The sequence below is a fragment of the Streptomyces sp. NBC_00158 genome (assembly GCF_045160885.1).
Classification (GTDB): Bacteria; Actinomycetota; Actinomycetes; order Streptomycetales; family Streptomycetaceae; genus Streptomyces.
In genome coordinates this window covers 6,290,416-6,317,291 of record NZ_CP108161.1, presented here as the reverse complement: position 1 = coordinate 6,317,291, position 26,876 = coordinate 6,290,416, and the positions used below count along the sequence as shown (strand labels likewise).

Annotated in this window: 24 protein-coding genes; 15 read left to right on the top strand and 9 right to left on the bottom strand. The window is 74.3% G+C overall.

Annotation, left to right across the window (positions count from 1 at the left end):
* Window positions 1-7 precede the first annotated feature (7 nt).
* The gene (locus OG553_RS29105) at window positions 8-616 is read right to left on the bottom strand and encodes a hypothetical protein (protein WP_405981803.1); all 609 of its coding nucleotides are present in this window, start codon (window positions 614-616) and stop codon (window positions 8-10) included.
* Between the two features lie 170 nt (window positions 617-786).
* Here OG553_RS29105 and OG553_RS29100 point away from each other — a divergent pair, with 170 nt between their 5' ends.
* Complete coding sequence (locus OG553_RS29100; RefSeq protein WP_405981802.1) at window positions 787-1,446, top strand: methyltransferase domain-containing protein; 660 nt, start codon at window positions 787-789, stop codon at window positions 1,444-1,446.
* Window positions 1,447-1,567: 121 nt separating this feature from the next.
* On the top strand, window positions 1,568-3,025 hold the full coding sequence (locus tag OG553_RS29095) for a protein kinase domain-containing protein (protein WP_405981801.1): 1,458 nt from the start codon (window positions 1,568-1,570) through the stop codon (window positions 3,023-3,025).
* Window positions 3,026-3,085: 60 nt separating this feature from the next.
* Here the strand turns inward: OG553_RS29095 and OG553_RS29090 are convergent, their stop codons facing one another.
* Window positions 3,086-3,511 carry a GNAT family N-acetyltransferase gene (locus OG553_RS29090; RefSeq protein ID WP_405981800.1) on the bottom strand — a complete coding sequence of 142 codons (426 nt, stop codon included), beginning with the start codon at window positions 3,509-3,511 and terminating at the stop codon, window positions 3,086-3,088.
* Between the two features lie 212 nt (window positions 3,512-3,723).
* Here OG553_RS29090 and OG553_RS29085 point away from each other — a divergent pair, with 212 nt between their 5' ends.
* From OG553_RS29085 to mug, 5 genes are all read left to right on the top strand, one after another.
* Window positions 3,724-5,064, top strand: coding sequence for a hemolysin family protein (locus OG553_RS29085; protein ID WP_405981799.1), 1,341 nt, complete (start codon window positions 3,724-3,726; stop codon window positions 5,062-5,064).
* A complete protein-coding gene (locus OG553_RS29080; protein WP_405981798.1) occupies window positions 5,061-6,080 on the top strand; it encodes a hemolysin family protein in 1,020 nt (339 codons plus the stop codon). Before OG553_RS29085 ends, OG553_RS29080 begins: the two co-directional genes overlap by 4 nt.
* A 29-nt stretch (window positions 6,081-6,109) precedes the next feature.
* Window positions 6,110-6,892 (top strand): SGNH/GDSL hydrolase family protein, encoded by a 783-nt coding sequence (locus tag OG553_RS29075; RefSeq protein ID WP_405981797.1) that lies wholly within the window; start codon window positions 6,110-6,112, stop codon window positions 6,890-6,892.
* 71 nt (window positions 6,893-6,963) lie between these two features.
* Window positions 6,964-8,397 (top strand): adenylosuccinate lyase, encoded by a 1,434-nt coding sequence (purB, locus tag OG553_RS29070; RefSeq protein WP_405981796.1) that lies wholly within the window; start codon window positions 6,964-6,966, stop codon window positions 8,395-8,397.
* Window positions 8,394-8,939 (top strand): G/U mismatch-specific DNA glycosylase, encoded by a 546-nt coding sequence (mug, locus tag OG553_RS29065; protein WP_405983170.1) that lies wholly within the window; start codon window positions 8,394-8,396, stop codon window positions 8,937-8,939. The genes purB and mug overlap by 4 nt, the downstream gene beginning before the upstream one ends.
* A 14-nt stretch (window positions 8,940-8,953) precedes the next feature.
* On the opposite strand, the gene OG553_RS29060 is transcribed toward mug, so the two are convergent.
* The 3 genes from OG553_RS29060 to OG553_RS29050 are packed head-to-tail and all read right to left on the bottom strand — an operon-like array spanning window position 8,954 to window position 11,116.
* Window positions 8,954-9,388, bottom strand: coding sequence for a hypothetical protein (locus OG553_RS29060; RefSeq protein ID WP_405981795.1), 435 nt, complete (start codon window positions 9,386-9,388; stop codon window positions 8,954-8,956).
* Window positions 9,389-9,428: 40 nt separating this feature from the next.
* Window positions 9,429-10,196, bottom strand: coding sequence for an ABC transporter permease (locus OG553_RS29055; protein WP_405981794.1), 768 nt, complete (start codon window positions 10,194-10,196; stop codon window positions 9,429-9,431).
* Between the two features lie 5 nt (window positions 10,197-10,201).
* Window positions 10,202-11,116, bottom strand: a complete 915-nt coding sequence (locus OG553_RS29050; RefSeq protein ID WP_405981793.1) for an ATP-binding cassette domain-containing protein — start codon at window positions 11,114-11,116, stop codon at window positions 10,202-10,204.
* A gap of 108 nt (window positions 11,117-11,224) precedes the next feature.
* On the opposite strand from OG553_RS29050, the gene OG553_RS29045 reads away from it, so the two are divergent.
* From OG553_RS29045 to OG553_RS29035, 3 genes are all read left to right on the top strand, one after another.
* On the top strand, window positions 11,225-12,400 hold the full coding sequence (locus OG553_RS29045) for a sensor histidine kinase (protein ID WP_405981792.1): 1,176 nt from the start codon (window positions 11,225-11,227) through the stop codon (window positions 12,398-12,400).
* Between the two features lie 4 nt (window positions 12,401-12,404).
* Window positions 12,405-13,055: a response regulator gene (locus tag OG553_RS29040; protein WP_405981791.1), complete on the top strand. Its 651-nt coding sequence runs from the start codon at window positions 12,405-12,407 to the stop codon at window positions 13,053-13,055.
* Window positions 13,056-13,155: 100 nt separating this feature from the next.
* On the top strand, window positions 13,156-14,310 hold the full coding sequence (locus OG553_RS29035) for an ROK family transcriptional regulator (protein ID WP_405981790.1): 1,155 nt from the start codon (window positions 13,156-13,158) through the stop codon (window positions 14,308-14,310).
* A gap of 78 nt (window positions 14,311-14,388) precedes the next feature.
* Here the strand turns inward: OG553_RS29035 and OG553_RS29030 are convergent, their stop codons facing one another.
* Window positions 14,389-15,141, bottom strand: a complete 753-nt coding sequence (locus OG553_RS29030; RefSeq protein ID WP_405981789.1) for a GntR family transcriptional regulator — start codon at window positions 15,139-15,141, stop codon at window positions 14,389-14,391.
* A 334-nt stretch (window positions 15,142-15,475) separates the two neighbouring features.
* On the opposite strand from OG553_RS29030, the gene OG553_RS29025 reads away from it, so the two are divergent.
* The 4 genes from OG553_RS29025 (at window position 15,476) to OG553_RS29010 (ending at window position 21,464) form a co-directional block, all read left to right on the top strand.
* Window positions 15,476-16,375, top strand: coding sequence for an alpha/beta fold hydrolase (locus OG553_RS29025; RefSeq protein ID WP_405981788.1), 900 nt, complete (start codon window positions 15,476-15,478; stop codon window positions 16,373-16,375).
* 99 nt (window positions 16,376-16,474) lie between these two features.
* Window positions 16,475-18,073, top strand: a complete 1,599-nt coding sequence (locus OG553_RS29020; protein ID WP_405981787.1) for an alkaline phosphatase D family protein — start codon at window positions 16,475-16,477, stop codon at window positions 18,071-18,073.
* 160 nt (window positions 18,074-18,233) lie between these two features.
* Entirely contained in the window at window positions 18,234-19,658 is a 1,425-nt protein-coding gene (locus OG553_RS29015; RefSeq protein ID WP_405981786.1) for a GNAT family N-acetyltransferase, read from the top strand.
* Window positions 19,659-19,754: 96 nt separating this feature from the next.
* On the top strand, window positions 19,755-21,464 hold the full coding sequence (locus OG553_RS29010; protein WP_405981785.1) for a DUF885 domain-containing protein: 1,710 nt from the start codon (window positions 19,755-19,757) through the stop codon (window positions 21,462-21,464).
* Window positions 21,465-21,538: 74 nt separating this feature from the next.
* Here OG553_RS29010 and OG553_RS29005 read toward each other — a convergent pair whose 3' ends face one another.
* Window positions 21,539-22,054 carry a rhodanese-like domain-containing protein gene (locus OG553_RS29005; RefSeq protein WP_405981784.1) on the bottom strand — a complete coding sequence of 172 codons (516 nt, stop codon included), beginning with the start codon at window positions 22,052-22,054 and terminating at the stop codon, window positions 21,539-21,541.
* A gap of 94 nt (window positions 22,055-22,148) precedes the next feature.
* Between OG553_RS29005 and OG553_RS29000 the strand changes: the two genes are divergently transcribed.
* Window positions 22,149-22,595: an Lrp/AsnC family transcriptional regulator gene (locus OG553_RS29000; protein ID WP_405981783.1), complete on the top strand. Its 447-nt coding sequence runs from the start codon at window positions 22,149-22,151 to the stop codon at window positions 22,593-22,595.
* On the opposite strand, the gene OG553_RS28995 is transcribed toward OG553_RS29000, so the two are convergent.
* Both OG553_RS28995 and OG553_RS28990 read right to left on the bottom strand, forming a co-directional pair.
* Window positions 22,585-25,596, bottom strand: a complete 3,012-nt coding sequence (locus OG553_RS28995) for an AAA family ATPase (RefSeq protein WP_405981782.1) — start codon at window positions 25,594-25,596, stop codon at window positions 22,585-22,587. The genes OG553_RS29000 and OG553_RS28995 overlap by 11 nt on opposite strands.
* The gene (locus OG553_RS28990) at window positions 25,593-26,759 is read right to left on the bottom strand and encodes an exonuclease SbcCD subunit D (RefSeq protein WP_405981781.1); all 1,167 of its coding nucleotides are present in this window, start codon (window positions 26,757-26,759) and stop codon (window positions 25,593-25,595) included. Before OG553_RS28990 ends, OG553_RS28995 begins: the two co-directional genes overlap by 4 nt.
* Window positions 26,760-26,876: the final 117 nt, after the last annotated feature.

Genomic DNA, 26,876 nt, shown 5'->3' with positions numbered 1-26,876 from the left:
GGCGGCGTCAGTGGCCTCCCGCCGGCTCCTTGCAGCCGCCCTCCAGGTAGACGCCGTGCGCCTCGGCGCGGGCGGGGGCCGCGGCGGCGCCCGCGGTGGCGGGCGCCGCCGCCCGCCCCGACACGCAGGGGCCGGTGCCCGGGAGCGGCAGCGCGAAGCCCGGCCCCTGGACGGCGTTCCCCTCGTACACGTCACCGCTGCCGACGGGGTAGCCCAGGCCGCGCAGCAGCGCGGTCAGTCCGGCGGGGTCCGTCACGGGCGCGGCGGCCAGCTTCGCCCTGATCCGGGCCGCGTGGGCGTCCCCGCGGCAGCGGGCGGCGGGGCTCAGCTCCGTCTGCTGCCGGTACGCGTGGTTCTCCGCGTACTTGCGCGACTCCGGATCCGCCGGTGCGGCACCGTCCCCGGAGGCGGAGGCGGAGGCGGAGGCTGCCGGCGAAGCGGTGGCGGTGGCGCAGCGCGCGGCCACCTCCGCGAGGAACGCGGCGTTCGGGTCGGCTGCGGGCGCCTCGGCCCGGGGCTCCGGTGCCGGGGCGGAATCGCAGCCGGCGAGCAGGAACGCCGCGGCGGCGAACAGCGCGGCGGCCGTGCCCCGGAAGGGGGCCGTACGGGATGTCAAGGTTGCGAACCTCCTGTGCGCGGCCCCAAGTGCGGTGCCCGGAGGGTCGATTATGGCCTGCGCCGCTCGGGCGGAGACGGTTTCGGGACGGGCCCGGGTGGGGAACAGCCCCGAAGGGCACGCGCAGCCGTGTCGTCCGTCCGCCGCCCGTCCGCGCCCGGAGGCCCGCCATGCCCAGCCCCGTCCCGGATCCGGTCCACCACCCGTACTTCGCCCGGTTCTACGCCCGCGCCAGCACCGCCGCCGAGACCCGCGCCGGTATCGGCGCCCTGCGCCGGGAACTCCTCCAGGGGGTGTCCGGCCGGGTCGTCGAGATCGGCGCGGGCAACGGCCTGAACTTCGCTTACTACCCCGCCGCCGTCTCCGAGGTCGTCGCCATCGAACCGGAGCGCACGCTGCGCCGGCTCGCCGCCGCGGCGGCGCTGCGCGCCGATGTGCCGGTGGACCTCGTACCGGGTGTCGCCGAGGCGCTCCCGGTCAAGAGCGAGGCCTTCGACGTCGCCGTCGCCTCGCTGGTGCTGTGCACCGTACGCAACCTGCCGCGCGCCCTCGCCGAACTGCACCGGGTGCTGCGCCCGGGGGCCGAACTGCGCTTCCTGGAGCACGGGCTGGCGCCCGGCCCCGGTATGGCGGGCGTCCAGCGGGCGCTCGACCGGACGGTGTGGCCGCGCCTGTTCGGCGGCTGCCACACGGCGCGCGACCCGCTCGCCGCGATCGAGGCGGCCGGTTTCCGGATCGCCTCGCACCGTTCCTTCCGCCTGCCCGAACGCGGTCCGGCGCTGCCGACCTCGTACTGCGTCATCGGTTCGGCCCGGAGGCTGGACGACTGAGCCGGCGGGCCTCGCCCGTACCCCTTCCGGCGGACTGCCGGTCAGACGCCCCCGGCAGGCACCACAATCGAGCCGGGGCCGCGTGGTCCGGCGCTTGTCAGGAGTGGAGCGGAGGGGGAGCGTGGCACACGAGGCGCGGCCGGGGCAGCTGGTCAACCACCGTTACCGGCTGGACCGGGCCCTGGGGGCCGGCGGAATGGGGCGGGTCTGGAAGGCGTACGACGTCCAGCTCGACACCCACGTGGCCGTCAAGGAGCTGCTCCTGCCCTCGGGGCCCTCGGCCCCGGATCCGGCCGACCGCCTGGAGCGGGCCATACGGGAGGCCCGCAGCGCGGCCAGGCTGCGCGACCACCCCAACGTGGTCACGGTGCACGACGTCACCCTCGTCGGCGGGGTGCCGTGGATCGTGATGGAGCTCGTCAGCGGCTCGACGCTGCAGGAACGCCTGCGGGTGGCGGGCCGGTTGCCGGTCGAGGACGTCGCGCGGGTGGCCTCGGCGCTGCTGAAGGCGCTCGGCGCCGCGCACGCGGAGGGCATCGTCCACCGTGACGTCAAACCGGCCAACGTGATGCTGACCGAGGACGGCCGGATCCTGCTGGCCGACTTCGGGATCGCGCTCAACGAGGCGGACGACGGACTGACCGGGACCGGTGTGGTGATCGGTTCGATGCCGTACCTCTCGCCGGAGCGCGCCCGGGGCGAGAAGGGCGGTGCCCCGAGCGACCTGTTCTCCCTGGGGACGACCCTGTACGAGGCCGTGGAGGGGGTGTCTCCGTTCAAGCGGGAGACGAAGGTCGGGTCGCAGTACGCGGTCGCGCACGACACCGTCGCGCCGCCGCGGTACGCGGGGCGGCTGCGGCCGCTGATCGAGGGGCTGATGGAGAAGGAGCCGGACGCGCGGCTGACGGTGGCCGGGGCCCTGGAACTCCTCGCGCCGGCCGTGGCGCCCACGGCGACCGCGCCGCTCGCACCGCTCGCGCCGGCGAAGCCCGCGTTCCCTCCTTCCGCGCCGGAGGCCCCGCCGGTCACACCGAAGCCGGTACCGGAGCCGGAGCCGCGGCCCGCGTCCCCGTCGGGGGGCCGCGCCGCCTCGCCGCTCCTCTCCCTCCGCCGCCCTGCCGCCGGGAGGAAGTCCAGCCTCCGCCACGGGCCCGCCCGGCGGGTGCCACCGACGCCGCCGCCTCGGAGGGGCCGGCGCGGCGCGGTCCTGTTCGCCGTGGCGGCGGTCCTGCTCGCCGGATGCTCGTACGCCGGTTACCAGTGGACCCGTACGCAGTACTTCGTCGGCGTGAACGACGGGCACGTGGCGGTGTTCCGGGGCGTCAACCAGGAACTGGGCGGCACGCCCCTGTGGGAGCTGGAGACCGATCACCCCGAGATCGAGCTGCGGTACCTGCCGCACTACCAGCGCAAGCAGGTCGAGGCGACGATCACGGTGAGCGGTCCCGACGACGCGCGGGCCCGGGCGGAGCAGCTCGCCCTCCAGGCTTCGGCCTGCGCGAAGCACGCCGGGGAGAACGGGGAGGACTCCGTCCTCACGGAGGAGGAACGGGCCCTCACGGCCCAGTGCGCGAAGTGACCGGCCCGGCCGCCGGAGACCGCGGGCGTTCACCCGTACGGCGGTGCGGGCGGTGGCGGATCAGCCCGCGAGCGGCTTGACCCAGCGGGTCCAGATGTCCTCGGGCCCGTAGCCGGCCGCCCGCCACGCCCCGTGCGCCTGCTCGTTCCCGTCGAGCACCATCGCGTCGGCGCGCCTGCCGCCCAGCTCCGCGAACCGCTCCTCGGCGGCCGCCAGCAGCGCGGAGCCGATCCCCCGCCGGCGGTGGTCCGGGTGCACCGCGAGCCGGTACAGGTGGCATCGCCAGCCGTCGAAGCCCGCGATCACGGTGCCGACGAGCTCGCCGTCGCGCCGGGCGAGCAGCAGGGCCTCGGGGTCGCGCGCGTGCAGCCGTTCGACTCCGGCCAGGTCGTCGCTGATGCTCGCGCCCTTGGCGGCGCCCTTCCAGAAGTCCAGGACGGCGGGCAGGTCGGAGGGCGAGGCGGGGGCGATGCGAAGATCGTTCATTCCGGGATCCCACCATCCCGCGGCCGCCGGCCCAAAAGGATGAGCCATCGCCTTTGCCTTTCCTTTACCATGTGGTGAACGGTTTCCCCGATCCACGACGAAAGGTGTGAGCGTCCGCCCATGGGCGAGCCTCCCGGTCCCCGACATCCCGGTACGCGACATCGCGCGGCCCCCCTCCTCCTGACCGAACATGGGACGGAGGTGAACGACCGATGACCGAGGTACTCCTGCTCATCGTGGCGCTGCTGCTCTGTCTTGCCTGCGGAGTGTTCGTGGCGGCCGAGTTCTCGCTGACGACCATCGAGCGCAGCGAGCTCGAACGGGCCGTCGAGCGGGGCGAGCGCGGCGCGGAGAGCGCCCTGACAGCGGTCCGCAGCCTCACCTTCCAGCTGTCCGGCGCCCAGCTCGGCATCACCGTGACCGGCCTGGTCATCGGCATGATCTCCAAGCCCTCGATCGCGGCCCTGCTCACGGGCCCGTTCCAGGACATGGGGCTGTCGGCCGGCGCCGCGTCCTCCACGGCCCTGGTCCTCGGCACCGTCCTGTCGACGGTGGTCCTGATGGTCGTCGGCGAGCTGGTCCCCAAGAACTGGGCGATCTCCTCGCCGCTGGCGATCGCCAAGCGCGTGGCGACCATGCAGCGGGTCTTCTCGCGGGCGTTCAGGCCGCTGATCAGCCACCTGAACACGACCGCCAACCACATCGTCCGGCGCTTCGGCATGGAGCCCGCCGAGGAACTGGCCTCCGCCCGCAGCCCGCAGGAGCTGGTGGCCCTGGCCCGGCACTCCGCCAAGGCGGGGGCGCTGGAGAAGGACACCGCCGAGCTGTTCGTGCGGACCCTGAACCTGGCCGACCTGATCGCGGAGAACGTGATGACCCCGCGCGTCCAGGTCACGGCCCTCGACGTGCACACCACCGCCGAGGACGTGGCCAACGCGACGATGGCCACCGGCCTGTCCCGCTTCCCCGTCTACCGGGGCAGCCTCGACACGGTGGTCGGCATCGTCCACATCAAGGACGTACTGGCCCTGCCCGCCGCCGAACGGCACCGCCACCCGGTGTCGCGGCTGCTGCGCGAGCCGCTCCTGGTACCGGAGTCGCTGACCGTGGACCGGCTGCTGGACCGGCTGTCCGGCAAGCAGACGATGGCCGTGGTGATCGACGAGTACGGCGGCACGGCCGGAGTGGCCACGCTGGAGGACATCGTCGAAGAGGTCGTCGGCGAGGTGCGCGACGAGCACGACCCGCACGAGACCCCCGACCTGGCCCCGGCCGGCACGGACGAGTCCGGCCGGACGCTGTACTCGGCCGACGGCGCCGCGCGCACCGACCAGCTCCGGCGGATCGGGCTGCGGGTGCCCGAGGGCCCGTACGAGACCCTGGCGGGGCTGATAGCCACCGAACTGGGCCGGATCCCGGCCGTCGGCGACCGGCTGGAGCTGGAGGGCTGGCGCCTGGACGTGGTCGACGCCAGCGGGCGCCGGGCCGCCCGCGTACTCCTGCACGAGCCTGCCGGCCCCGTCGGCGACGAGACCGCGGAGGAGAACCGATGACCGCGATCCAGCTGCTGATCGGCCTGGCGACCCTGGTCGTCAACGCCTTCTTCGTCGGCGCGGAGTTCGCGCTGATCTCGGTCCGGCGCAGCCAGATCGAGCCGTTCGCCGAGCAGGGCGACCGCCGGGCCCGCGCGGTGCTGTGGGGCCTGGAGCACGTGTCGGCCCTGATGGCGGCGGCGCAGCTCGGCATCACCCTGTGCACCCTGGTGCTGGGCGTGGTGGCCGAGCCGGCCATCGCGCACCTGCTGAGCCCGCTGCTCGACGCGGTCGGGGTGCCGTCCGGGCTGACGCACGCGATCTCCTTCGTGGTGGCGCTGGCGCTGGCCACGTACCTGCACATGCTGTTCGGCGAGATGGTGCCGAAGAACATCGCGCTGGCCGAGCCGGTGCGCACCGCACTGGCGCTGGGGCCGCCGCTGGTCGCGCTGACCCGGGGCCTGAGGCCGGTGATCTTCGCGGTGAACGCCTTCGCCAACGCCCTGCTGCGGCTGCTGCGGGTGGAGGTGAAGGACGAGGTCGCGGCGACGTTCTCGGACGACGAGCTGGCCCGGATGGTCAAGGACTCCAGTGACGCGGGGCTCATCGACGACCGGGCGAGCGAGCGGCTGCACGACGCCCTGGAGCTGGGCCGGCGTCCCGTCACCGACGTGGCGCTGCCCGTGGACCGGGTCGTCACGGCCCGGCAGGGCATCACCGCCGCCGCCCTGGAGGACCTGTCCGCCGAGTCGGGGTACTCCCGCTTCCCGGTGGTCGACGCCCGGCAGCGGATCCTGGGGTACCTGCACGTCAAGGACGCCCTGGACGTGGTGGAGCGGGAGGCGCCCTTCCCGCGGTCCGCGCTGCGCCCGATCGCGCAGGTGCGGGCGGAGGCCCCGCTGGACGACGTGCTGACGGCCATGCGGCGCAGCCGCACGCACCTGGCGGCGGTCCTCGGCGCGGACGGGGCGCTGGCGGGGCTGGTGACGATGGAGGACGTGCTGCGCGAGCTGTTCGGCCGGCCCGCCTCCACGTAGGCCCTACCGCGCGGTAGCATCGCTCCGCCATGGAGATGAATGCGCCATACACCAGTTTCGTCGCGGTCGGGGACTCCTTCACCGAGGGGATGTCCGACCTGTTTCCGGACGGCTCCTACCGGGGCTGGGCCGACCTGCTGGCCGCCCGGCTCGCCGCGCGCGAGCCGGGCTTCCGCTACGCGAACCTGGCGGTGCGCGGCAAGCTGATCGGCCAGATCGCCGAGGACCAGGCCCCGGCCGCCGCCGAGATGGGCGCGGACGTGGTGACCCTGGTGGGCGGGCTCAACGACGCGCTGCGCCCCAAGGTGGACATGGGGCGGGTCCGGGCGCACCTGGAAGGGGCGGTGGAGCTCCTCGCGCCCTCGTGCGGGCGCCTGGTGCTGATGCGCTCGCCCGGCCGCAACGGCCCGGTGATGGAACGCTTCCGCCCGCGCATGGAGGAGCTCTTCGGCATCCTCGAAGAGCTCGCCGCGCGGCACGGGGCGCTGCTCGTGGACCTGTACGGGGCGCCCGTGCTCGGGGACCCGCGGATGTGGGACGTGGACCGGCTGCACCTGACCCCGGAGGGGCACCGCAGGGTGGCCGAGGCCGTCTGGCAGACTCTGGGACTGCCCGCCGAGGAGGACTGGCGGGCTCCGCTGCCGCCCTCCTCCGCGCCGGGCTGGCCCGTGCGCCGGGCCGAAGACCTGCGTTTCGCCCGGCAGCACCTGCTCCCCTGGATCGGGCGGCGGCTGACGGGCCGCTCCTCGGGGGACGGCCGGCCCGCGAAGCGGCCGGAGCTCCTGCCCTACGGAACCTCGCCGCTCTCGTAGCAACCCACAATTCCAAGGGCTGCTCCTACCTGCGTAAACGCACAGCCGCGGCCCAAGTAGAATCCCTACACGTGACTGCCAAGCCCCGCATCCCCAATGTCCTGGCCGGCCGCTACGCCTCCGCGGAGCTCGCCGTCCTGTGGTCCCCCGAGTACAAGGTCACGCTGGAGCGGCGGCTGTGGCTCGCCGTGCTGCGCGCCCAGAAGGACCTCGGCATCGAGGTCCCCGACGCCGCCCTCGCCGACTACGAGCGCGTGCTGGAGACCGTCGACCTCCCCTCCATCGCCGAGCGCGAGAAGGTCACCCGGCACGACGTGAAGGCCCGGATCGAGGAGTTCAACGCCCTCGCCGGCCACGAGCACGTCCACAAGGGCATGACCTCCCGCGACCTCACCGAGAACGTCGAGCAGCTGCAGATCCGGCTCTCGCTGGAGCTGGTGCGCGACCGCACGGTCGCCGTCCTGGCCCGCCTCGGCAAGCTCGCCGGCGAGCACGCCGAGCTGGTCATGGCCGGCCGCTCCCACAACGTGGCCGCGCAGGCCACCACCCTGGGCAAGCGCTTCGCGACCGCCGCCGACGAGCTGCTCGTCGGCTACGACCGCCTGGAGGACCTCCTCCGGCGCTACCCGCTGCGCGGGATCAAGGGCCCGGTCGGCACCGCCCAGGACATGCTCGACCTGCTGGGCGGCGACGCCGCCAAGCTGGCCGACCTGGAGCAGCGGATCGCCGCCCACCTCGGCTTCGCCCAGGCGTTCACCTCGGTCGGCCAGGTCTACCCGCGCTCGCTCGACTACGACGTGGTCTCGGCCCTGGTCCAGCTGGCCGCCGCCCCGTCCTCGATCGCGAAGACGATCCGCCTGATGGCCGGCCACGAGCTGGTCACCGAGGGCTTCAAGCCCGGCCAGGTCGGCTCCTCCGCGATGCCGCACAAGATGAACACCCGCTCCTGCGAGCGCGTGAACGGCCTCATGGTCATCCTCCGCGGCTACGCCTCGATGACGGCCGAGCTGGCCGGCGACCAGTGGAACGAGGGCGACGTCTCCTGCTCCGTCGTCCGCCGGGTGGCGCTGCCCGACGCGTTCTTCGCCTTCGACGGCCTGCTGGAGACCTTCCTGACGGTCCTCGACGAGTTCGGCGCCTTCCCGGCCGTCGTGGCCCGCGAGCTGGACCGCTACCTGCCCTTCCTCGCCACCACCAAGGTGCTGATGGGCGCGGTGCGGGCCGGTGTGGGCCGCGAGGCCGCGCACGAGGTCATCAAGGAGCATGCCGTGGCCTCCGCCCTCGCCATGCGCGAGCAGGGTGCCGAGCGCAACGAGCTGCTGGACAAGCTGGCCGCCGACGAGCGGATGCCGCTGGACCGTGCGCAGCTGGACGCCCTCATGGCCGACAAGCTGTCCTTCACGGGCGCCGCGGGTGACCAGGTCGCCGCCGTGGTCTCCCGCATCGAGGCCATCGCCAAGGAGCACCCCGAGGCCGCGGGCTACACCCCCGGGTCGATCCTCTGACCCCCGAAGAGCTGAACGCCGCCCGTGACCGCGTCCTCCCGGACGTGGTCGCGGGCGGTCTGCGTGTCCTCTTCTGCGGCATCAATCCAGGTCTCCTCTCCGCCGCGACGGGCCACCACTTCGCCCGCCCCGGCAATCGCTTCTGGCCGGTCCTGCACCTGTCGGGGTTCACTCCCCGCAGGCTGGCCCCCGAGGAGCAGCAGGAGCTGCTGTCCTACCGCCTGGGCATCACCAACGTCGTCGCCCGGGCCACCGCCCGCGCCGACGAGCTGAACACCGAGGAGTTCCGCGAGGGCGGCCGGCTCCTGACGGCGAAGGTGGAACGGCTGCGCCCCCAATGGCTGGCCGTGGTCGGCGTCACCGCCTACCGCACCGCCTTCGGCGAACGGAAGGCCGTGATCGGCCCCCAGGAGCGCACCATCGGCGACACCCGGATCTGGGCCCTGCCCAACCCCAGCGGGCTGAACGCCCACTGGACCGCCGAGTCCATGGCCGAGGAGTACGCCCGGCTGCGCCTGGCCGCGGGCTCCGACTGCCCCTGACTCCCGCCCGCCTGCTACGGCGGGTCGACGACGGTGACCCCTGCCATCAGCATCAACGGGAACTCCTTGTCCCACTGCGCGACGCAGACCACCAGCCACCGGTCCCCGACCCGCCACAGGTGCACGTGGTCGGTGATGTTGCAGAGCTCGTCCCACGGTTCCGGTATCTCCTCCCCGTCGAACCCCCGGTCCATCAGCGAGGCCAGGGCGAACACCTGCGGCGGCCCCCACCGGTCGGTCACCGCCTGGGTGAGCGCCGCGTACTCGGCGCTGATCTGCTCCTCGGCCTCATCCCAGCCGGAGCTGTCGTCCCAGAAGTCCCGGGTCCGGCTGAGCTGGACCAGGTGGTGACCGGGGCCCGCGCCGTGTTCGCCGGACGCGGTCGGCCCGGAGGGGAATTCCCGGGTGCGCAGCCGGTCGATCGTGTCGAGATGGTCTGCCGTGGTCATGCCGTCAGTATCGGGCGGACCACTGACAACTGGCCCGGCGTCACGCGTCGCGCCGCCGCACGGCCAGCCAGCCCGCCGCCAGGGCGGCGAGGGCCCACAGCCCGGCCACCGCGAGGCCGCTCCAAGGCCCGAGCGATCCGTCCGCGTGTGCCCGCATCACCATCTGCCCCGCCCGGTCGGGCATGAACTGCATGGCTCCACCCGCGACCTGACCCACCACGAAGGGCACGATGAGCAGGAAGGGTATGAGCAGGCTCATCACGAGGGTCCCGCTGCGTACCAGCGCGGTGAGGCCCGCGGCCAGCAGGGCGATCAGCGTCAGGTAGACACCGCTGCCGAAGACGGCGCGCACCGTCCCGGGGTCACCCAGGGACAGGGACTGGTCCCCCATGAAGGCCTGTCCGGCCACGAAGGTGACGAGACCGGTGATCTGTCCGACGGCGAAGGCGAGTCCGGCCACGGCGGCGGTCTTGGACAGGTACAGCCGGGTCCGGTTGGGCACGGCGGTCAGCGAGACCCTGAGGGCTCCGCCCCGGAACTCGCCCGCGAAGGCGGTCGCGCCGAAGGCGATGGCCGCTATCTGGCCGAAGTTGATTCCGAAGAAGGCTCCGAGCAGGGGGTCCTCGCCCATGGCGCCGGGCTCGGAGGTTCCGATGGCGGCGGCGGTGAGCGCGGTGACGCCCGCGGTGGCGGCGAAGACGGCCAGCAGCGATCCGAGGACCGCGCGGGCGGACCGTATCTTGATCCATTCCGAGTGCAGGACGGGGAGGGTGGGCAGGGCGGCGGCGTTCACGGCGGTGGCTCCCATCGGGTTCAGGCGGCGGTGGCGGAGAAGGGGGTGCGGTCGGCGGTCAGCTCCAGGTAGGCCTGCTCCAGCGAGGCCCGCTCGTCGGAGAGTTCCAGTACGGCGATGCCCTCGCGGGCGGCGAGGGCCCCGACCCGCTCGGCGCGTATGCCGTCGACGGTCCAGCGCCCGTCCCCGGCGGTGGTCATGTGCAGGCCCTCCAGGGCCAGGACGGCCCCCAGCCGGTCCGGGTCGGCCGTGCGCAGCCGCACCCTCGGGGTGCTGCGGGCGGCGATGAACTCCTCCAGCGGGCTGTCCGCGAGCAGCTTGCCCTGCCCGAGGACGACGAGGTGGTCGACGAAGGAGGCGGATTCGGCCATCAGGTGACTGGAGACGAAGACGGTGCGCCCCTCGGCGGCGAGGCTCCGCATGAGCTCGCGGATCCAGATGATCCCCTCCGGGTCGAGGCCGTTGGTCGGCTCGTCGAGCATCAGGACACCGGGGTCCCCCAGCAGGGCGGCCGCTATGCCCAGGCGCTGACGCATGCCGAGTGAGAAGGTGCCGATCCGGCGGCGGGCGACCGGCGCGAGGCCGGCCTGTTCGAGGACCGCGTCCACGCGGGCGGCGGGGATGCCGTTGCTGACGGCGAGTGCGAGGAGGTGGTCACGGGCCCTCCGGCCGCCGTGGGCCGCCTGCGGGTCGAGCAGGGCGCCCACCTCGCGCAGCGGGCTGCGCAGGTCGGTGAACCGGTGCCCGGCGATGGTGGCGCTGCCGGCGGTGGGCCGGTCCAGGCCCAGGACCAGGCGCATGGTGGTGGACTTGCCGGCGCCGTTGGGCCCGAGGAATCCGGTGACCCTGCCCGGCAGGACGTCGAAGGTGAGGTGGTCCACGACCCGTTGGGTGCCGTGGTCCTTGGTCAGTTCGCGGATCTCGATGCGGTTCATGGCTCAAGATTCGCCGTCGCGCCGGGGCCCTTCCCTCCCCCGTGCGAGGGTGGCGTCTCCCCCACGTGGGGGAGACGCCACCTGGCCGTGGCCTGCCACGATGGGGGCATGATCCGACTTCTCCGTGCCCCGCTCAGGCCGGTGACGTACTCGCGCTGGCTGCATTTGTGCGTCCCCGTGCTGCTGCTCGCCCTGTGGATGTTCATCAACCCCCGCGCGCCCTGGATGCCGCTGCTGATCGTCATACCGTTCGGCTTCGTGCCGTGGGTGCGGCTGGCCGAGGGGCTCCAGGCGCAGTTCCTGCTGACTCCGCAGGACCGCGACGGTGGGGACGGTCTCATCTCCAGTGCCCCGTCCGCGCGCTGGGCGGACCGGTGGCGGACCGTGCTGTGGCTGGAGATACGCCTCGTCGTCGCCGGGGCGGCCATGTTCGCCACCGTGTGGCTGCCGGTACAGGCCCTCGAACTGGTCACGATCGCGTCCGGTCATCCGCTGGGTGCCGACCTCGCGCTGCCGTTCGCCCCGCCGCGGTGGGCCGCGGCCCTCCTCGTGCCGGTGCCGCTCCTGCTGCTCGTCCTGATCGTGGTCCTGCTCGGCGAGCTGATCACCACCATCGCCCGGCGTCTGCTGGGGCCTTCGGCCGCGGAGCGGCTGACGGCGCTGGAGGCGCGTACGGAGCAGCTGCTGGAGCGGACCCGGATCGCGCGCGAGCTGCACGATTCCATCGGGCACGCCCTGACGGTGGCGGTGGTCCAGGCGGGTGCGGCGCGGACCGCCGGAGACCCCGCGTTCACCGACCGCGCGCTGAGCGCGATCGAGGAGACCGGCCGGGCCGCGCTGGAGGACCTGGAACGGGTCTTGCTGGTGCTGCGGGAGTCCGCGCAGCCGCCGTCGCAGCGGCCGACCCTGCTGGAGGCGGACCGGCTGCTGGAGTCGGCCCGCGCCTCGGGGGCGCCGGTCGACGCGGAACTGACGGGCCCGCTGGAGAAGTTGCCCGGTCCGGTCACCCGTGAGGGGTACCGGATCCTGCAGGAGGCGCTCACCAATGTGCTGCGCCACTGCGGTCCCGTTCCCGTCCGGGTGCGGGTGGCCATGGCCGCGGGCCGGCTGGAACTTGAGGTGACGAACCCGATGCCGGAGCGTCCTGCCGTCACGAGCGGCGGCGGGAGCGGGCTGCGGGGTATGAGGGAGCGGGCCGCGCTGCTCGGCGGGCAGGCCGAAACCGGTCTCCACGAGGGTGGTTGGCGGGTGCGCGCGCGGCTTCCGCTGGAGCGAATACCCTGACCGGATGCCGGTTACCGTACTGCTCGTCGACGACGAGCCCCTGGTGCGCGCGGGTCTGCGTGCCGTCCTGGAAGCCCAGCCCGACATCGAGGTGGTGGGTGAGGCCGCGGACGGGGCGTCCGTCATCCCCCTCGTGCGGCAGCTGCGGCCGGACGTGGTGGCGATGGACGTACGGATGCCGCTGCTCGACGGGATCGAGGCGACCAAGGCGGTGCTGCGGTCGGTGGACTCCCCGCCGAAGATCCTCGTGGTCACCACGTTCGAGAACGACGAGTACGTCTACCAGGCGCTGCGCGCCGGAGCCGACGGATTCCTGCTGAAGCGGGCCCGCCCCTCGGAGATCGTGCACGCGGTGCGGCTCGTGGCCGAGGGCGAGACCCTGCTCTTCCCCGCGGCCGTCCGGGCCCTCGCCGCCGAGTACGGGAACCGGGAGGCCCGCGCGGTCCTGGAGCGGGCGGCGCTGACGGAGCGCGAGGAGGCAGTGCTGCGGCTGATGGCCCGGGGGCTGACGAACGTGGAGATCGCCCGCGAGCTGATCGTCGGCACGGAGACCGTGAAGTCCCATGTCAGCGCCATCCTGGCCAAGCTGGGGGCGCGCGACCGCACCCAGGCGGTGATCACGGCGTACGAGTCCGGGTTCGTCTCGCCGGCCTGAAGCGGGGGCCGGTCCCCGCCTGCGGGGGGCCGCTTCTCGCCGCCGCGGCGGGGGCGCAGTACGATCCGCCTGACAGGGTCGTTAGCTGGGAGGACACACGTTGGGGCAGCTGACCGGCGGGGATCCCTCTCTGCTCCGGCGCATCAATTCGGCCGTGGTGCTCCGCGCACTGCGGGCGGCGGGATCGCCCACCCTCACGGACCTCACGCGGGTGACCGGGCTCTCCCGGCCGACCGTCGAGGGGGTCGTGGAGGGGCTGATCGGCACCGGGCTGGTGGTCGAGGCGGTTGCCGAGGAGGGCGCACGCCGCCAGGGCAGGCCGGCGAGGAGGTTCCGTTTCCGCGCCGAGGCGGGGCATCTGCTCGGCATCGAGATCGGCTCGCACCGGATCGCGGTGCTGCTGTCGGGGCTCGACGGCCGGGTCATCGGCGCCGGCACCAAGGACGTCTCGGAGACGGCTTCGGCCGACGAGCGCCTGGAACGCGTCAGGACGGCGGTCGCCGATCTGCTGCGCCGGGCCGGGATCCCCCGCGACTCGCTGCGCGCGGTCGGTGTCGGCAGCCCCGGCATCGTGGAGGCCGACGGGACGGTCCGCCTCGGCACGGCCCTGCCGGGCTGGACGGGACTGCCGCTCGGCGAGCGGCTGCGGCGCTCGTTCCGCTGCCCGGTCCAGGTGGAGAACGACGCCAACGCCGCGGCGCTCGCCGAGCACTGGAAGGGCGCGGCGCGCGACACCGACGACATGGTGTTCGTGATGGCCGGGCTCAGCCCCGGCGCCGGCTCGCTGATCGGCGGCAGGCTGCACCGCGGGTACGGCGGGGCGGCCGGCGAGATCGGCGCGCTGCACCTGCTGGGCCGGGAAGCGACCCCGGAGCGGCTGCTGTCGACGACGGGCGAGCCGCTCCACCCCCTGGACGAGCCGGCGGTCGCCGAGGTGTTCGCGATGGCCAAGCGGGGCGACGAGCGTGCGGTGGCCGCCGTGGACCGGTTCCTCCAGCGGCTGGTGCACGACGTGGCGGCGCTGGTGCTGGCGATGGACCCGGAGCTGGTGGTCGTGGGCGGCTGGGCGGCCGGGCTGGACGGGGTCCTGGAGCCCCTGCGCCGGGAGCTTGAGCGGTACTGCCTGCGCCCGCCGCGGGTGGTGCTGTCCATGCTCGGCGAGGCCGCCGTGGCGACGGGCGCGCTGCGCCTGGCCCTGGACCACGTGGAGGAAGAGCTCTTCGCGGTGGAGCGGACGGTCACCGCCCGCCGCTGACGCGGGGGAGGCGCGGACGCTGACGGGAACGGCAGACCCCGGGGCCCGTGGGGCTCCCGGGGTCGGCGTGCACAGGGGTCAGGAGGCGGCGCGGGTCTCCGTGATCTCCACGCCCGAGTCGCCGAAGGTCAGGCGGCAGGTGTCGGCCCGGTAGGTGGCCACCGAGACGGCGGCGGTGCCCGCGGCGGTGAAGTAGCGGGTGGTCACCACGAGTACCGGCGCGCCGGGCAGCCGGTCCAGCTCCTTGGCGTCGTCGGCCCGGGCGGAACCCAGCTCGACCGAACGGTCCTGCCCCTCCAGGGAGAGCCGCTGGAGTTCCCGCATGACGGCGCGGGCCCGGGCGGGGCCGGCGGGCGCGTCGATGGCGGAGAGCCCGGGGACGGAGGCGGCGGGCACGTACAGCAGCTCGGCGGCGACGGCCTGGCCCTGCGTGACGCGGGTCCGGCGCACGGTGTGCACGGCCTGCCCGGCGTCGGTCCCGAGGAGCCCCAGGACGGCGGCGGCGGGAACGGCCTCGACCGCGTCGACGGCCTCCCAGCCGTCGGCGCCCTCACCGGGCCAGCCCTGCTGCGCGCTGCCGACGGCGACGCCCACGCGCGGCGGGGCCACGGTGGTGCCGACGCCGCGGCGGCGCTGGAGGCGGCCTTCGAGTTCGAGCTGCTCCAGGGCCTGCCGCAGGGTGGCGCGGGCGACTCCGAAGCGCGCGGCGAGCTCACGCTCGTTCGGCAGGACCTCGCCGACCGCGAAGTCCTGGTCCAGTGCGTCGCTGAGCACGGTCTTCAGGTGCCAGTACTTCGGCTCCGGCACCGATTCGAGCTGCGTCGTCCCCACCCTGACTCCTCCTGCAATCGCCGCTGTCACCGTGTCCGGCATCGCCGTGTTCCAGCGGCGTTTCCGCGCCGCAGTTCCGCGCCCTTGTTTATTAAAGGTTCCTGCACTATCCGCGACGATAGGACGACGCACCCCCTTGGTCAAGACCAATCCTCGCCGCTTTGCCGGGCAGATCGGGCATATGTAGCAACCCGTTCACAGGATGTTCTCGCTGGGCACCGGCACGTCGTGCGGACTTCGCAAAGCCTTGTAGCCGGACGCTACTCGACGGTAATCATGGACGCAGTCATTACTGACGGCCTGTCTCATACGCGTCCACCCGACGAGGAGCAGCATGACCGCCACGGTCTCCTTCACGATCGATTCGCCGCTCGGCCCCCGCACCGCCACCGTCGCCTACGAGCGCAAGGGGGCCGGCGAAGCGCTCCTCCTGCTGCACGGCATCGGCCACCACCTCCAGGCCTGGCATCCGGTCACCCAGGTCCTGGCCGCCGATCACGACGTCATCGCGGTCGACCTGCCCGGCTTCGGGGCCTCCGGTCCCCTGCCCGAGGGCGTCCCCTACGACCTCGCCACCATCACCCCGGCCCTCGGCGCGCTCTGCGCGGCCCTCGGCGTCGAGCGCCCGCACGTCGCGGGCAACTCCCTGGGCGGGCTGCTCGCCCTGGACATGGGCCGGACCGGTCTCGCCCGCTCGGTCACCGCGCTCTCCCCCGCCGGGTTCTGGTCGGAGCCCGAGCGGCGCTACGCCTTCACCGCGCTGCGCGCCATGCGCGCCGGGGCCCGGGCGCTGCCCCGCCCGGCCCTGGACCGGCTCTCGCGCAGCGGCCCCGGCCGCGCCGCGCTCACCGGCACCATCTACGCCCGCCCCGCCCACCGCGCCCCGGAGGCGGTGGTGGCCGAAACCCTCGCCCTGCGGGAGGCCACCGGCTTCGAGGAGACCCTGGCGGCGGGCGGCTCCGTACGCTTCACCGACGACGTGCCCGGGATCCCCGTCACGATCGCCTGGGGCACCCGCGACCGGCTGCTGCTGCGCCGCCAGGGCGTACGGGCCAAGCACACCGTCCCCGGGGCGCGGCTGGTGCGGCTCCCGGGCTGCGGGCACGTGCCGATGAACGACGACCCGGCGCTGGTGGCCCGCGTCATCCTGGACACGGCCACCGCGACGGCCGCCGCGAAGGAAGCCGCGAAGGAAGCCGGCGGGAACGGGGACGCGCCGCACATGACCGGCTGACGGCTGTTCATCCACGGTTCGCGTGGGCGACGCGGTCGGTCCCGTGTGCGAAGGCACACTGGTCCGGCCCGCCCCCGCCGGCCCCTGGAGACGCAACCCATGGCACCGATGCCGCACACCCGCCGGACCCTGCTCGGCGGTTCCCTGGCCGTCCCGCTGGGCCTGGCCCTGTCCACCGCGCTCGCCTCGCCCGCCCTGGCCTCCCCGCGACGGGCCGCGGCCTTCGTCCGCTCCGGCCGCCCGGAGGCCCTGTGGGGGACCCAGTCGGGAGAGGTCACCTCCCACTCGGCCGCCATCTGGACCCGCTCCGACCGGCCGGCCCGGATGTACGTGGAGACCTCCCCGAGCGAGTCGTTCCGCTACGGCGTACGCCGCCACGGCGGCCCCTTCCTCGGCCCCGCCACCGACCACACCGGCATCGCGACGCTGCGCGACCTGCCGCCCGGCCAGCGGATCCACTACCGGGTCGTGCTCACCGACCCCGACGACCCCCGCCGCTCCGGCGAGCCGGTGCGCGGCAGCTTCCGCACCACGCCCGTCTCCCGCCGCCACGACGTGCGCTTCCTGTGGTCCGGGGACCTGGCCGGCCAGGGCTGGGGCATCAACCCGGAGCTGGGCGGGTACCGCGTCTTCGACGAGATGCGGCTGCGCGACCCCGATTTCTTCCTCTTCAGCGGCGACACCATCTACGCGGACGGGCCGATCAAGGCCGCCGTGCCGCTGCCCGACGGCCGCGTCTGGCACAACGTCACCACCGAGGAGAAGTCCAAGGTCGCGGAGACCCTGGACGAGTTCCGCGGGAACTTCCGCTACAACCTGCTGGACCGCAGCCTGCGCGACTTCTACGCCCAGGTCCCCGTGGTCCCCCAGTGGGACGACCACGAGGTGCGCAACAACTGGTACCCCGGGCAGCTGCTCGACGACCCGCGCTACGCCGTCAAGGACGTCGACACCCTCGCCGCCCGCGCCCGCCAGGCCTTCGGCGAGTACTTCCCGGTCACGGACCTGCGGGGCGGGCGCACCGAGGGGCGGATGTACCGGGTGCTGCGGCACGGCCCGCTGCTGGACGTGTTCGTGCTCGACATGCGGACCCACCGCGACGCCAACTCCCCCGGCCGCCAGACCGAGGACGGGGTCGGCATCCTCGGCGCCGAGCAGCTGGCCTGGCTGAAGCGGGAGCTGTCGCGCTCCCGCGCCACCTGGAAGGTGATCGCCGCGGACATGCCGCTGGGCATCGTCGTCCCCGACGGGGCGGTGAACTTCGAGGCGGTGGCCCAGGGCGACCCGGGGGCGCCGCTGGGGCGCGAGCTCCAGATCGCCGATCTCCTGCGGCACATCAAGCACCGCCACATCACGGGCACCCTCTGGCTCACCGCCGACGTGCACTACACCGCCGCGAACCACTACGCGCCCGAGCGCGCGGCCTTCTCCGACTTCGAGCCGTTCTGGGAGTTCGTGTCCGGGCCGATCGGCGCGGGCGCCTTCCCGGCGGGCCGGCTCGACGCGACCTTCGGCCCGAAGACGGAGTTCGTCCAGTCGGCGCCGGTCGCCAACATGTCCCCGGCCGAGAACCCCCCGTACTACGGCGAGGTGGAGATCGACGGCGGCAGCGGGGAGCTCACCGTCCGGTTGCGCCGCCAGGGAGGCGGCGTACTCTTCACCAGGGTCCTCCGGCCGGGCCGCGTCGGACAGTCGTGACCGACGCCCGCCGGCCCGCGCCCGCCGGCCCGCGCGCCGAGCGGCCGGTCGTCAGTGGAAATCCACTGGAAAACCAGGCGAAACCGGCCAGATCGACACTTAACCAGTCGGTCACAGATCGTTCGTGATCACGCAACACCCCTGAGCCAGAGTGGTGTGCATGACTGACCGTAACCCTGCCCCCGCCGCCCAGCGACCCCACCGCCACCACTGGCGCCGGGACCTCGTCGAACTGGCCGCCCTCTTCTGCGCCGTCGCGGTCGCCGACGGCATCGCCAACCTCGTCGCGCACGGCCCGGACGGCCCGGTCCTGCTGGTCGCCTCGGCCGTCGCGCTCCTGGTCACGGCGGCCTTCCACACCTGGTGGGCGCGCCGCCACAGCCATGCGCCGCCCCCGGCGGCCAAGGCCCCCTCCGATCCGCCCGCCGCCGACCCGGGGAGCACGCCCGCCAACCCCGCGCTGTGGCGGATGCGGACGACCGTGCGCGACGAGCCCGGCAGCCTCGCCGCGCTGTGCACCGCGCTCGCCCGCGAGGACGTCGACATCCTGTCCCTGCAGACGCACCCCCTCCCCGAGGGCGGCACGGTGGACGAGTTCCTGCTGCGCACCCCGCGCGAGCTGGCGGCCGCCGACCTGACCCGCGCCGTCGCCCAGGCAGGAGGACGCAGCACCTGGATCGAGCGCGCCGACGCCCACGACCTGGTGGACGCCCCGACCCGGGTGCTGGGCCTGGCCACCCGCACCGCCCTGGACGCCGCCGAACTCCCGCTCGCGCTGCGCCAGCTGCTCGGCCGCTGCACCATCCAGTCGATCCCCGCCACCACCCTCTCGGGCCGCCCCAACGCGGGCGCCGACGCCCCCGTCGAGGGCGTCCTGGAGGCCACGGTGATGCGGCTGCGCGACCCCTCGGGCGGCGCGATCACCGTGGAGCGGCCCTACCTGCCGTTCACCCCGACCGAGTTCGCCCGCGCCCGCGCCCTCGTCGAGCTCGACGCGCGCCTCGGGCACCGGATGCCGCGGAGCCAGGACGTGCTGACCCTGCCCGAGGGCAACGAGATCACCGTGCGCCGCGCCGACGGCTCCGACCTGGAGGCCGCCCGCGCCATGCACGAGCGGTGCAGCGAGCGCACCCTGGGCCTGCGCTACCACGGCCCGGTCGCCGACGCCGACCGCTACCTCGGCCACCTCCTGAGCCCCCGCTTCGGCCGCACCCTCGCCGCCACCACCGCCTCCGGCAAGCTCGTGGCCCTCGGCCACCTGCTGTGGGACGGCGACGAGACCGAGGTGGCCCTGCTCATCGAGGACGACTGGCAGCGCCGCGGCATCGGTTCGCGGCTGCTGCGCCGGCTCATCGCGATGGCCGTCGAGGCCGGGTGCGACAGCGTGTACGCCGTCACGCAGGCCTCCAACACCGGGATGGTCGCGGCCATGCGCGGCCTCGGCCTCCCCCTCGACTACCAGATCGAGGAGGGCACCCTGGTGATCACCGCCCGCCTCGACGCGACTCCGGTCGTCTCGCGCCTGCCCTACGAACTCCCGCGCGCGCAGGCCCCGTACGGAACCCGGCAGCACCCCGGGCGCTGATCGCGGGGCGCCGGTCCCGGCCGCTCAGCCCGTCCGTCAGGAGGCTGAGCGGCTATGGTGATGACGCGGGGGCCTCCCCCGTACGAAGATGGCCGCATGTCAGACACCCTCCACACCGACAGCGCAGCGCGTCTGCCCCGCCAGGTCGCCGACGCCTACGTCGACGAACTCATCGCACTCGACCCGATCCAGGGCACCTACCTGGGCGTCGCCGCCAGCTCCGGCCGGCTGCCCGACTACTCCCCCGCCGGCCGCGCCGCGGTCGGCGAACTGCTGCGAACCACCCTCGCCCGGCTGGACTCCGCCGAGGCGCTGCCCGGCGCAGGCTCGGACGCCGAGCGCCGCTGCGCCCGGCTGCTGCGCGAGCGGCTGAACGCCGAACTCGCGGTGCACGAGGCCGACGAGGACCTGCGGGCCGTCAGCAACATCCACTCCCCCGCGCACGCCGTCCGCGAGGTCTTCACCCTGACCCCCGCCGACACGGAGGAGGAGTGGACCGCGATCGCCGAACGGCTGCGCGCCGTACCGGCCTGCTTCGCCGGCTACCGCGAGAGCCTCGCGCTCGGCCTGGACCGGGGCCTGCACGGCAGCCCGCGTCCCGCCGCCACCTTCGTGGAGCAGCTCACCACCTGGGCCGGCCAGGACGGCGACGGCTCCCGCGACTTCTTCGGCGAGTTCGCCGCCGCCGGACCCGAGTCCCTGCGCGCGGAGCTGGACGCGGCCGCGGCCGCCGCCACGGCCGCCGTGGCCGAACTCCGCGACTGGATGCGCGACGTGTACGCGCCGGCCGTCGCGGACGCGCCGGACCCGGTGGGCCGCGAGCGCTACGCCCGCTGGTCGCGCTACTTCAACGGCACGGACCTGGACCTGGACGAGGCGTACGCCTACGGCTGGTCCGAGTACCACCGGCTGCTCGCCGAGATGAAGACCGAGGCGGCCAAGATCCTGCCGGGCGAGCCGAACCCGTGGGACGCCCTGCGCCACCTGGACGAGCACGGCACCCACATCGAGGGCGTCGACGAGGTCCGCGCCTGGCTCCAGGGCCTGATGGACGAGGCCATCGAGAACCTCGACGGCACCCACTTCGAACTCGCCGAGCGGGTCAAGCGGGTCGAGTCGATGATCGCCCCGCCGGGCGGCGCCGCGGCCCCCTACTACACGAACCCCTCCGAGGACTTCTCGCGTCCGGGCCGCACCTGGCTCCCGACGATGGGCCAGACCCGCTTCCCCGTGTACGACCTGGTCTCCACCTGGTACCACGAGGGCGTTCCGGGCCACCACCTCCAGCTCGCGCAGTGGACGCACGTCGCCGACCAGCTCTCCCGCTACCAGGCGACCGTGGGGCTCGTCAGCGCCAACGCCGAGGGCTGGGCGCTGTACGCGGAGCGGCTGATGGACGAGCTCGGCTACCTCAAGGACGCCGAGCAGCGGCTGGGCTACCTGGACTGCCAGATGATGCGCGCCACGCGCGTGATCGTGGACATCGGCATGCACCTGGGGCTGGAGATCCCGGCGGACTCGCCGTTCCACCCGGGCGAGCGCTGGACGGTGGACCTGGCGCAGGAGTTCTTCGGCCTGCACAGCGGCCGGCCGGCGGACTTCGTGGAGAGCGAGCTGACCCGCTACCTGTCCATGCCCGGCCAGGCGGTCGGCTACAAGCTGGGCGAGCGCGCCTGGCTGCTGGGCCGGGACAACGCCCGTGCCGCGCACGGTGACTCCTTCGACCTGAAGAAGTGGCACATGGCGGCGCTGTCGCAGGGCTCGCTGGGTCTGGACGACCTGCTGGACGAGCTGTCGCGGCTCTGAACGCGTACGGAGGGCCGCCCGTACCCCGAGGTGGGGTACGGGCGGCCCTCCGCCGTCGCGCGGGCGGTGCGGGTTCAGCAGCCGCAGTCGTCCGAGTCGGTGGGGGCGGTCAGCGGGTCGGCCTCGGCGCGCTGCCGGCTGCCCTCCCAGGTCTCGACCTCGAAGCCCTCGCGGATCCAGTACTCGATGCCGCCGAGCATCTCCTTGACCTGGAAGCCGAGTTCGGCGAGGGCGAGGGCGGAGCGGGTGCCGCCGTTGCAGCCGGGGCCCCAGCAGTAGGTCACGACCGGGACGTTCTTGTCGAGGAGCTTCTCGGCCTGCTCGGGGATCAGCGCGGTGGGCAGGTGGATCGCGCCGGGCACGTGGGCCTGGTCCCAGGAGGGCGTGGAGCGGGAGTCGATCAGCTGGAAGCCGAGGTCGGCGCCCTGCTCGCGGTGGGCCTTGAAGGCGGCGGCGACGTCCGACACGTCCGCGTGGAAGGCCAGGCTCGCGGCGAAGTAGGCGGCCGCGGCGGCGGGGCCGGCCGGCGGGACCCGGAGCACGGGGTTGGCGGTCGCGGGGGTGCTGTTCTGGTTCTGCGTCGTCGTCATGGCTCAAAATCTACGAGCCGATGATCAAGGCGAGAAGTGGATTTCCCCGGCCTTTCCCTTGATCTCCCGGGGATTCCCCTGCTACACCTCCGGCATGACCGGTTATTCCCCCGACGCCACGGACTGGCGGATCCTCGCTGCCCTCCAGCAGGACGGCCGCGCCAGCTTCACCGAACTCGCCCGCACCGTCTCGATGTCCGCGAGCGCCGTCACCGAGCGGGTGCGCCGCCTGGAGGAGGCCGGGATCATCACCGGCTACACGGCGGTGGTCGACCACGAGAAGCTGGGCAAGGCCATCATGGCGCTGGTGCGGCTGCGCTATCCGCACGGCAACTACAAGCCGTTCCACGACTTCCTGGAGGCCACCTCCGAGATCCTGGAGGCCCACCACGTGACCGGGGACGACTGCTTCGTCCTGAAGGTGGCCGCCCGCTCGATGGCCCACCTGGAGGAGGTCACGGGCCGGATCGCCGGACTGGGCCCGGTGACCACCAGCGTCGTGTACTCGTCCCCGCTCGCCCGGCGGCCGCTCAGTCCGTGACGCCCGCCGTGCGGTGGCGCACCACCGATCCGCCGCGCTGCTTGACGATCTCCAGCTGCGCCTGGACCCGGGTGCGCAGGTCGCCGACGTGGCTGACGATGCCGACGCTGCGGTCCCGCTCGCGCAGCGAGTCCAGTACGTCGAGCACCTCGTCCAGCGCCTGGTCGTCGAGACTGCCGAAGCCCTCGTCGATGAAGAGGGTGTCCAGGCGCATGCCGCCCGCCTCGTCGGTGACCACGTCGGCCAGGCCCAGGGCGAGGGCGAGGGAGGCGAAGAAGGTCTCGCCGCCCGAGAGGGTGGCGGTGTCCCGCTCGCTGCCGGTCCAGGCGTCCAGCACGTGCAGCCCGAGGCCGGAGCGCCCGCGCCCGCCGGACCGGGCGTCGGAGTGGACCAGGGTGTAGCGGCCGCCGGACATGCGCAGCAGCCGTACGGTCGCCGCGGCGGCCACCTGCTCCAGCCGTGCGGCCAGTACGTACGCCTCCAGGCGCATCTTGCGCTCGTTGTCCGCGGAGGTGCCCGCGGTGAGCCCCGCCAGCCGGGCCACCCTCTCGTACGCCTCGCGCAGCGGGCCCAGGGCGCGCAGCTCCTGCTCTGCCTGGCGCGAGAGCCGGTCCAGCTCGGCGCACCGCACCCGGGCGGCGTCCACCGCCGAGGCGGCGGAGCGCAGCCGTGCGGCGGCCCGCTCCTCGGCGGCCGCGGCGGCGGCCGGCTCGGCGGGGGGCAGGGCGGCCGCGGCGGCGGTGTCCTGCTCGGCGTGCCGGTCGGCCAGCATCGCGTCCTCGGCCTGCCAGGCGTCGAGGCGGTGCTGGAGGGCGGTGCGCTCGTACTCGGGGAGCACCGCGTCGGCGGCCTGCTCGGTGGTGTCGAACCCGGCCTTGAAGGCGGCGTCGGCGAGCTGGTCGTCGGCCTCCTTGAGCCGGGCGGCGGTGGTCTCGGCCCGGCGCAGCGCGGCGGCGGCCGTGGTGACCATCCGGATCCGGTCCTCCAGGGTTCGGGCCCGGGCGGCGACGCTGGGCGAGTCGGCGCGGACGAGGACCAGTTCGGCTTCGAGGGAGGCCTGTTCCTGGTCGAGGGCCTCGCGCCGGGAGGCCCGGGCGGCGGCCCGGCGCTCGGCTTCGAGCCGGTCGGAACTGCGTGCCTCGTGCTCCCGTTCGGCGCGGGCGAGCCGCTCGCGGGCGGTGTGGAGGGCGGCGGCGTCCGCGTGGGCGGCGGCGTGGCGGGAGCTCAGGTCGGCGGTGAGGTCGAGGAGCTCGGCGGTGGTGGCGTCCCCGGCGGCGGAGGCGGCCTCGGTCTCGGCCTCCCGGACGGCGGCGAGACGCCGCTCGACGGCGGCCCTGCGCTCCTCGGCCTGCTCGAAGCGGGCGTGGGCTGCGTCCTCGGCGGCGCGGTCGACGTGCCCGGGGGCGGGGCGGGCCGGGGCGGGGTGCTCGGCGGACCCGCACACCGTGCAGGGCTCCCCGGCGGTCAGCGCCCCGGCCAGTTCGGCGGCGATGCCGCGCAGCCGGGCCTCCTTCAGCTCCAGCCAGGTCTCCCGGGCGGCGGACGACGCCTCGCGCGCCCGCAGCAGTTCGCCCGCGGCGGCTTCGGCGTCGGCGGCGAGGGAGTCGCGGCGCCGGGCGGCGGTCAGCTGCATCCGGGCGGGTTCCAGCCGCCCCGCCAGCTGCTCGGCGAGGGTGAGGGCCTGCTGCGCGGAGTCGACCTTCTCCTGCAGGGCGGCCCGGGTGGCCTCCCAGCGGGCGAGCCACTCGGCGGACTCCTGGTAGCGCTCGTCGGCGTCCCGGGACTCCCGCTCCAGCGTGGCGCGCTCCCGGCCGATCTCGGCGCTGCGCTGTTCCGCGCGCTGGGCGGCGCCGGCCGCGCCGAGGTCCTCGCGCAGCCGCTGCTCGACGGCGGCGAGCTGTTCGGTGCCGGCTCCGGCGAGGGCGGGGGGCAGCTCCGCGCGGGCCAGGGTCTCGGCGTGCGCGGCGGTGAGGTGGGCGGCGGCCGCGGCCCCGCGCAGTTCCAGGGCGGGGGCCACGAGGGCGCCCCGGCGGGCCCGGTCCAGCAGGGCCCGTACCCGCTCGCGTTCCGGCGCGGCCTGCGCCAGCAGCTCCGCCCGGCGGGCGGTCTCGGCGTGGCGGTGCTGGAGCCGGTCGAGTTCCCGCGCCTCCTCGGCGTGGCGCCGGGCCGCGGCGTGGCGTCCCTCGACGGCGGCGAGCGCGTACTCGGCGACGGTGAGCCGCTCCCGGGCGGAGCACCGGGCGACGGCGGCCCAGGCGCGGACGGCCCCGGCGAGGCCGGGGTCGCCTGGCTGGTGGCCGGGCAGCGGCCAGGCGCGCAGGTCGGCGCTGTGCCCGGCGGCCTGGGCGAGCCGCTGGGCGGCGGCGAGGACCTTCTCGTCGCCGGCCCGGACCTTGGCCTCGGCGGCGCGGCGGCGTTCGGCGAGGAGGGTCTCGACGGCGGCGAATCGGCGGGTGTCGAAGAGCCGTCCGAGGAGCCGGCCGCGGGCTTCGGCGCCGGCGCGCAGGAACTGGGCGAACTCGCCCTGGGGCAGGAGGACGACCTGGCAGAACTGTTCCCGGCTCATGCCGAGGAGCTGTTCGACCTCCTCGCCGATCTCCTGGTGGGAGCGGCTGAGCGCGGTCCAGCCGTCGCCGGTGTGCTCGCGGAGCCAGGACTGGGCCTTGTCCTTGGTGGTGCCGGTGCCGCGCTTCTTGGGGCGGTCCTGTTCGGGGCGCCGGGTGATCTCCAGGCGGCGTCCGCCGGCGGTGAGTTCGAGGGTGACCTCGGTGGGGGTGTCCGGGGCGGCGTGGTCGCTGCGCAGGGTGGTGCCGGGGGCCTGGCGGGAGCCGGGGACGGATCCGTAGAGGGCGTAGCAGACGGCGTCGAGGACGGAGGTCTTGCCGGCGCCGGTGGGGCCGTGCAGCAGGAAGATCCCGGCGCCGGAGAGGGTGTCGAAGTCGATCGTCTGGGGTTCGGCGAAGGGGCCGAAGGCGGTGACGCGGAGCGTGTGCAGCCTCATCGGCCGGCCTCCTGACGGCCGTCCTCGGCCCGTACGGCCTCGAAGGCGCCGCGCAGCACGGCCCGCTCGGCCTCGTCGGCGGTGCCGCCGCCGCGGACGTGGGCGACGAAGTCCTCGGCGATCTCCTGGTCGCTGCGGCCCTTGAGGCGCTGGGCGTAGGAGGCGGCGCCGTCCTCCTCGCGGCCCTCGGGGTCGAAGGCGAGGGTGAGGGTGTGCGGGAAGCGGGCGGCGAGGCGGGCCATGGGGTCCTCGGGGCGGGCGGGGTCGGTGAGGGTGGCCTCGATCCAGGAGTCCTCGTACGCGGTGTGCGCGGGGTCGTCGAGGAGGTCCTCCAGTCGTCCGCGCAGCCGGGCGAGGGGGCGGGGAACGGGGGTGTCGATCCGCTCGGCGGTGATCTCCCCGGCCGGGCCGAGGTCGACCAGCCACATGGTCTTGCGGTGGGCCGTCTCGGAGAAGGAGTAGGCGAGCGGGGAACCGGAGTAGCGGACCCGTTCGTTGATCGTCTGGCAGCCGTGGAGGTGGCCGAGGGCGGCGTAGTCGACCCCGTCGAAGACGGCGGCGGGGACGGCCTCGACCCCGCCGACGGCGATGTCGCGTTCGCTGTCGCTGGCCTGCCCGCCGGTGACGAAGGCGTGGGCGAGTACCACGGAGCGGGTGCCGGGGGCCCGGCCGGCCAGGTCGGTCCGGATGCGGTCCATGGCCGCGCCGAGCACCGCCTCGTGGCTGACCTTCTCGGCGGCGAAGGTGTCCTTGACCAGCGCCGGTTCCAGGTAGGGCAGCCCGTAGAAGGCCACGTCGCCGTGTGCGTCTGCCAGCACCACGGGGTCGGCGCAGCCGGCGGGGTCGGTCCTGAGGTGGATCCCGGCCCGGCCGATCAGCCCGGCGCCGACACCGAGGCGGCGGGCCGAGTCGTGGTTCCCGGAGATCATGACCGTCGGGACGCCGAGGTCGGCGAGCCGGTGCAGGGCCCGGTCGTAGAGCTCGACGGCGGGCAGCGGGGGCACGGCCCGGTCGTAGACGTCCCCGGCGACGAGGACGGCGTCGACCTCGTGCTCCCGGACGGCTTCGACGAGGTGGTCGACGAAGGCGGCCTGGGCCCCGAGCATGTTCACGCGGTGGAAGGACCGGCCGAGGTGCCAGTCGGAGGTGTGCAGGAACTTCACTCGACCGCTCCGACCCGCACGCTTGCTCTCCTCTGGCTCCGCCCTCCGGCTCCGCACCGGCCATCCAGGCTAACCCGTGGCCGGGCGCGTCCCGGCCGGACCGGGAATTCCGCCCTC

Excerpts from the sequence above, each read along its gene's own strand:
- OG553_RS29020 (WP_405981787.1), top strand. The coding sequence starts at position 16,475 with ATGGCACCGATGCCGCACACCCGCCGGACCCTGCTCGGCGGTTCCCTG.
- OG553_RS29000 (WP_405981783.1), top strand. The coding sequence starts at position 22,149 with ATGACCGGTTATTCCCCCGACGCCACGGACTGGCGGATCCTCGCTGCC.
- OG553_RS29045 (WP_405981792.1), top strand. The coding sequence starts at position 11,225 with ATGATCCGACTTCTCCGTGCCCCGCTCAGGCCGGTGACGTACTCGCGC.
- OG553_RS29050 (WP_405981793.1), bottom strand. The coding sequence starts at position 11,116 with ATGAACCGCATCGAGATCCGCGAACTGACCAAGGACCACGGCACCCAA.
- OG553_RS29005 (WP_405981784.1), bottom strand. The coding sequence starts at position 22,054 with ATGACGACGACGCAGAACCAGAACAGCACCCCCGCGACCGCCAACCCC.
- OG553_RS29085 (WP_405981799.1), top strand. The coding sequence starts at position 3,724 with ATGACCGAGGTACTCCTGCTCATCGTGGCGCTGCTGCTCTGTCTTGCC.
- OG553_RS29015 (WP_405981786.1), top strand. The coding sequence starts at position 18,234 with ATGACTGACCGTAACCCTGCCCCCGCCGCCCAGCGACCCCACCGCCAC.
- OG553_RS29040 (WP_405981791.1), top strand. The coding sequence starts at position 12,405 with ATGCCGGTTACCGTACTGCTCGTCGACGACGAGCCCCTGGTGCGCGCG.
- OG553_RS29100 (WP_405981802.1), top strand. The coding sequence starts at position 787 with ATGCCCAGCCCCGTCCCGGATCCGGTCCACCACCCGTACTTCGCCCGG.
- OG553_RS29080 (WP_405981798.1), top strand. The coding sequence starts at position 5,061 with ATGACCGCGATCCAGCTGCTGATCGGCCTGGCGACCCTGGTCGTCAAC.
- OG553_RS29060 (WP_405981795.1), bottom strand. The coding sequence starts at position 9,388 with ATGACCACGGCAGACCATCTCGACACGATCGACCGGCTGCGCACCCGG.
- OG553_RS29010 (WP_405981785.1), top strand. The coding sequence starts at position 19,755 with ATGTCAGACACCCTCCACACCGACAGCGCAGCGCGTCTGCCCCGCCAG.
- OG553_RS29075 (WP_405981797.1), top strand. The coding sequence starts at position 6,110 with ATGGAGATGAATGCGCCATACACCAGTTTCGTCGCGGTCGGGGACTCC.
- OG553_RS29025 (WP_405981788.1), top strand. The coding sequence starts at position 15,476 with ATGACCGCCACGGTCTCCTTCACGATCGATTCGCCGCTCGGCCCCCGC.
- OG553_RS29090 (WP_405981800.1), bottom strand. The coding sequence starts at position 3,511 with ATGAACGATCTTCGCATCGCCCCCGCCTCGCCCTCCGACCTGCCCGCC.
- OG553_RS29055 (WP_405981794.1), bottom strand. The coding sequence starts at position 10,196 with ATGGGAGCCACCGCCGTGAACGCCGCCGCCCTGCCCACCCTCCCCGTC.
- OG553_RS28995 (WP_405981782.1), bottom strand. The coding sequence starts at position 25,596 with ATGAGGCTGCACACGCTCCGCGTCACCGCCTTCGGCCCCTTCGCCGAA.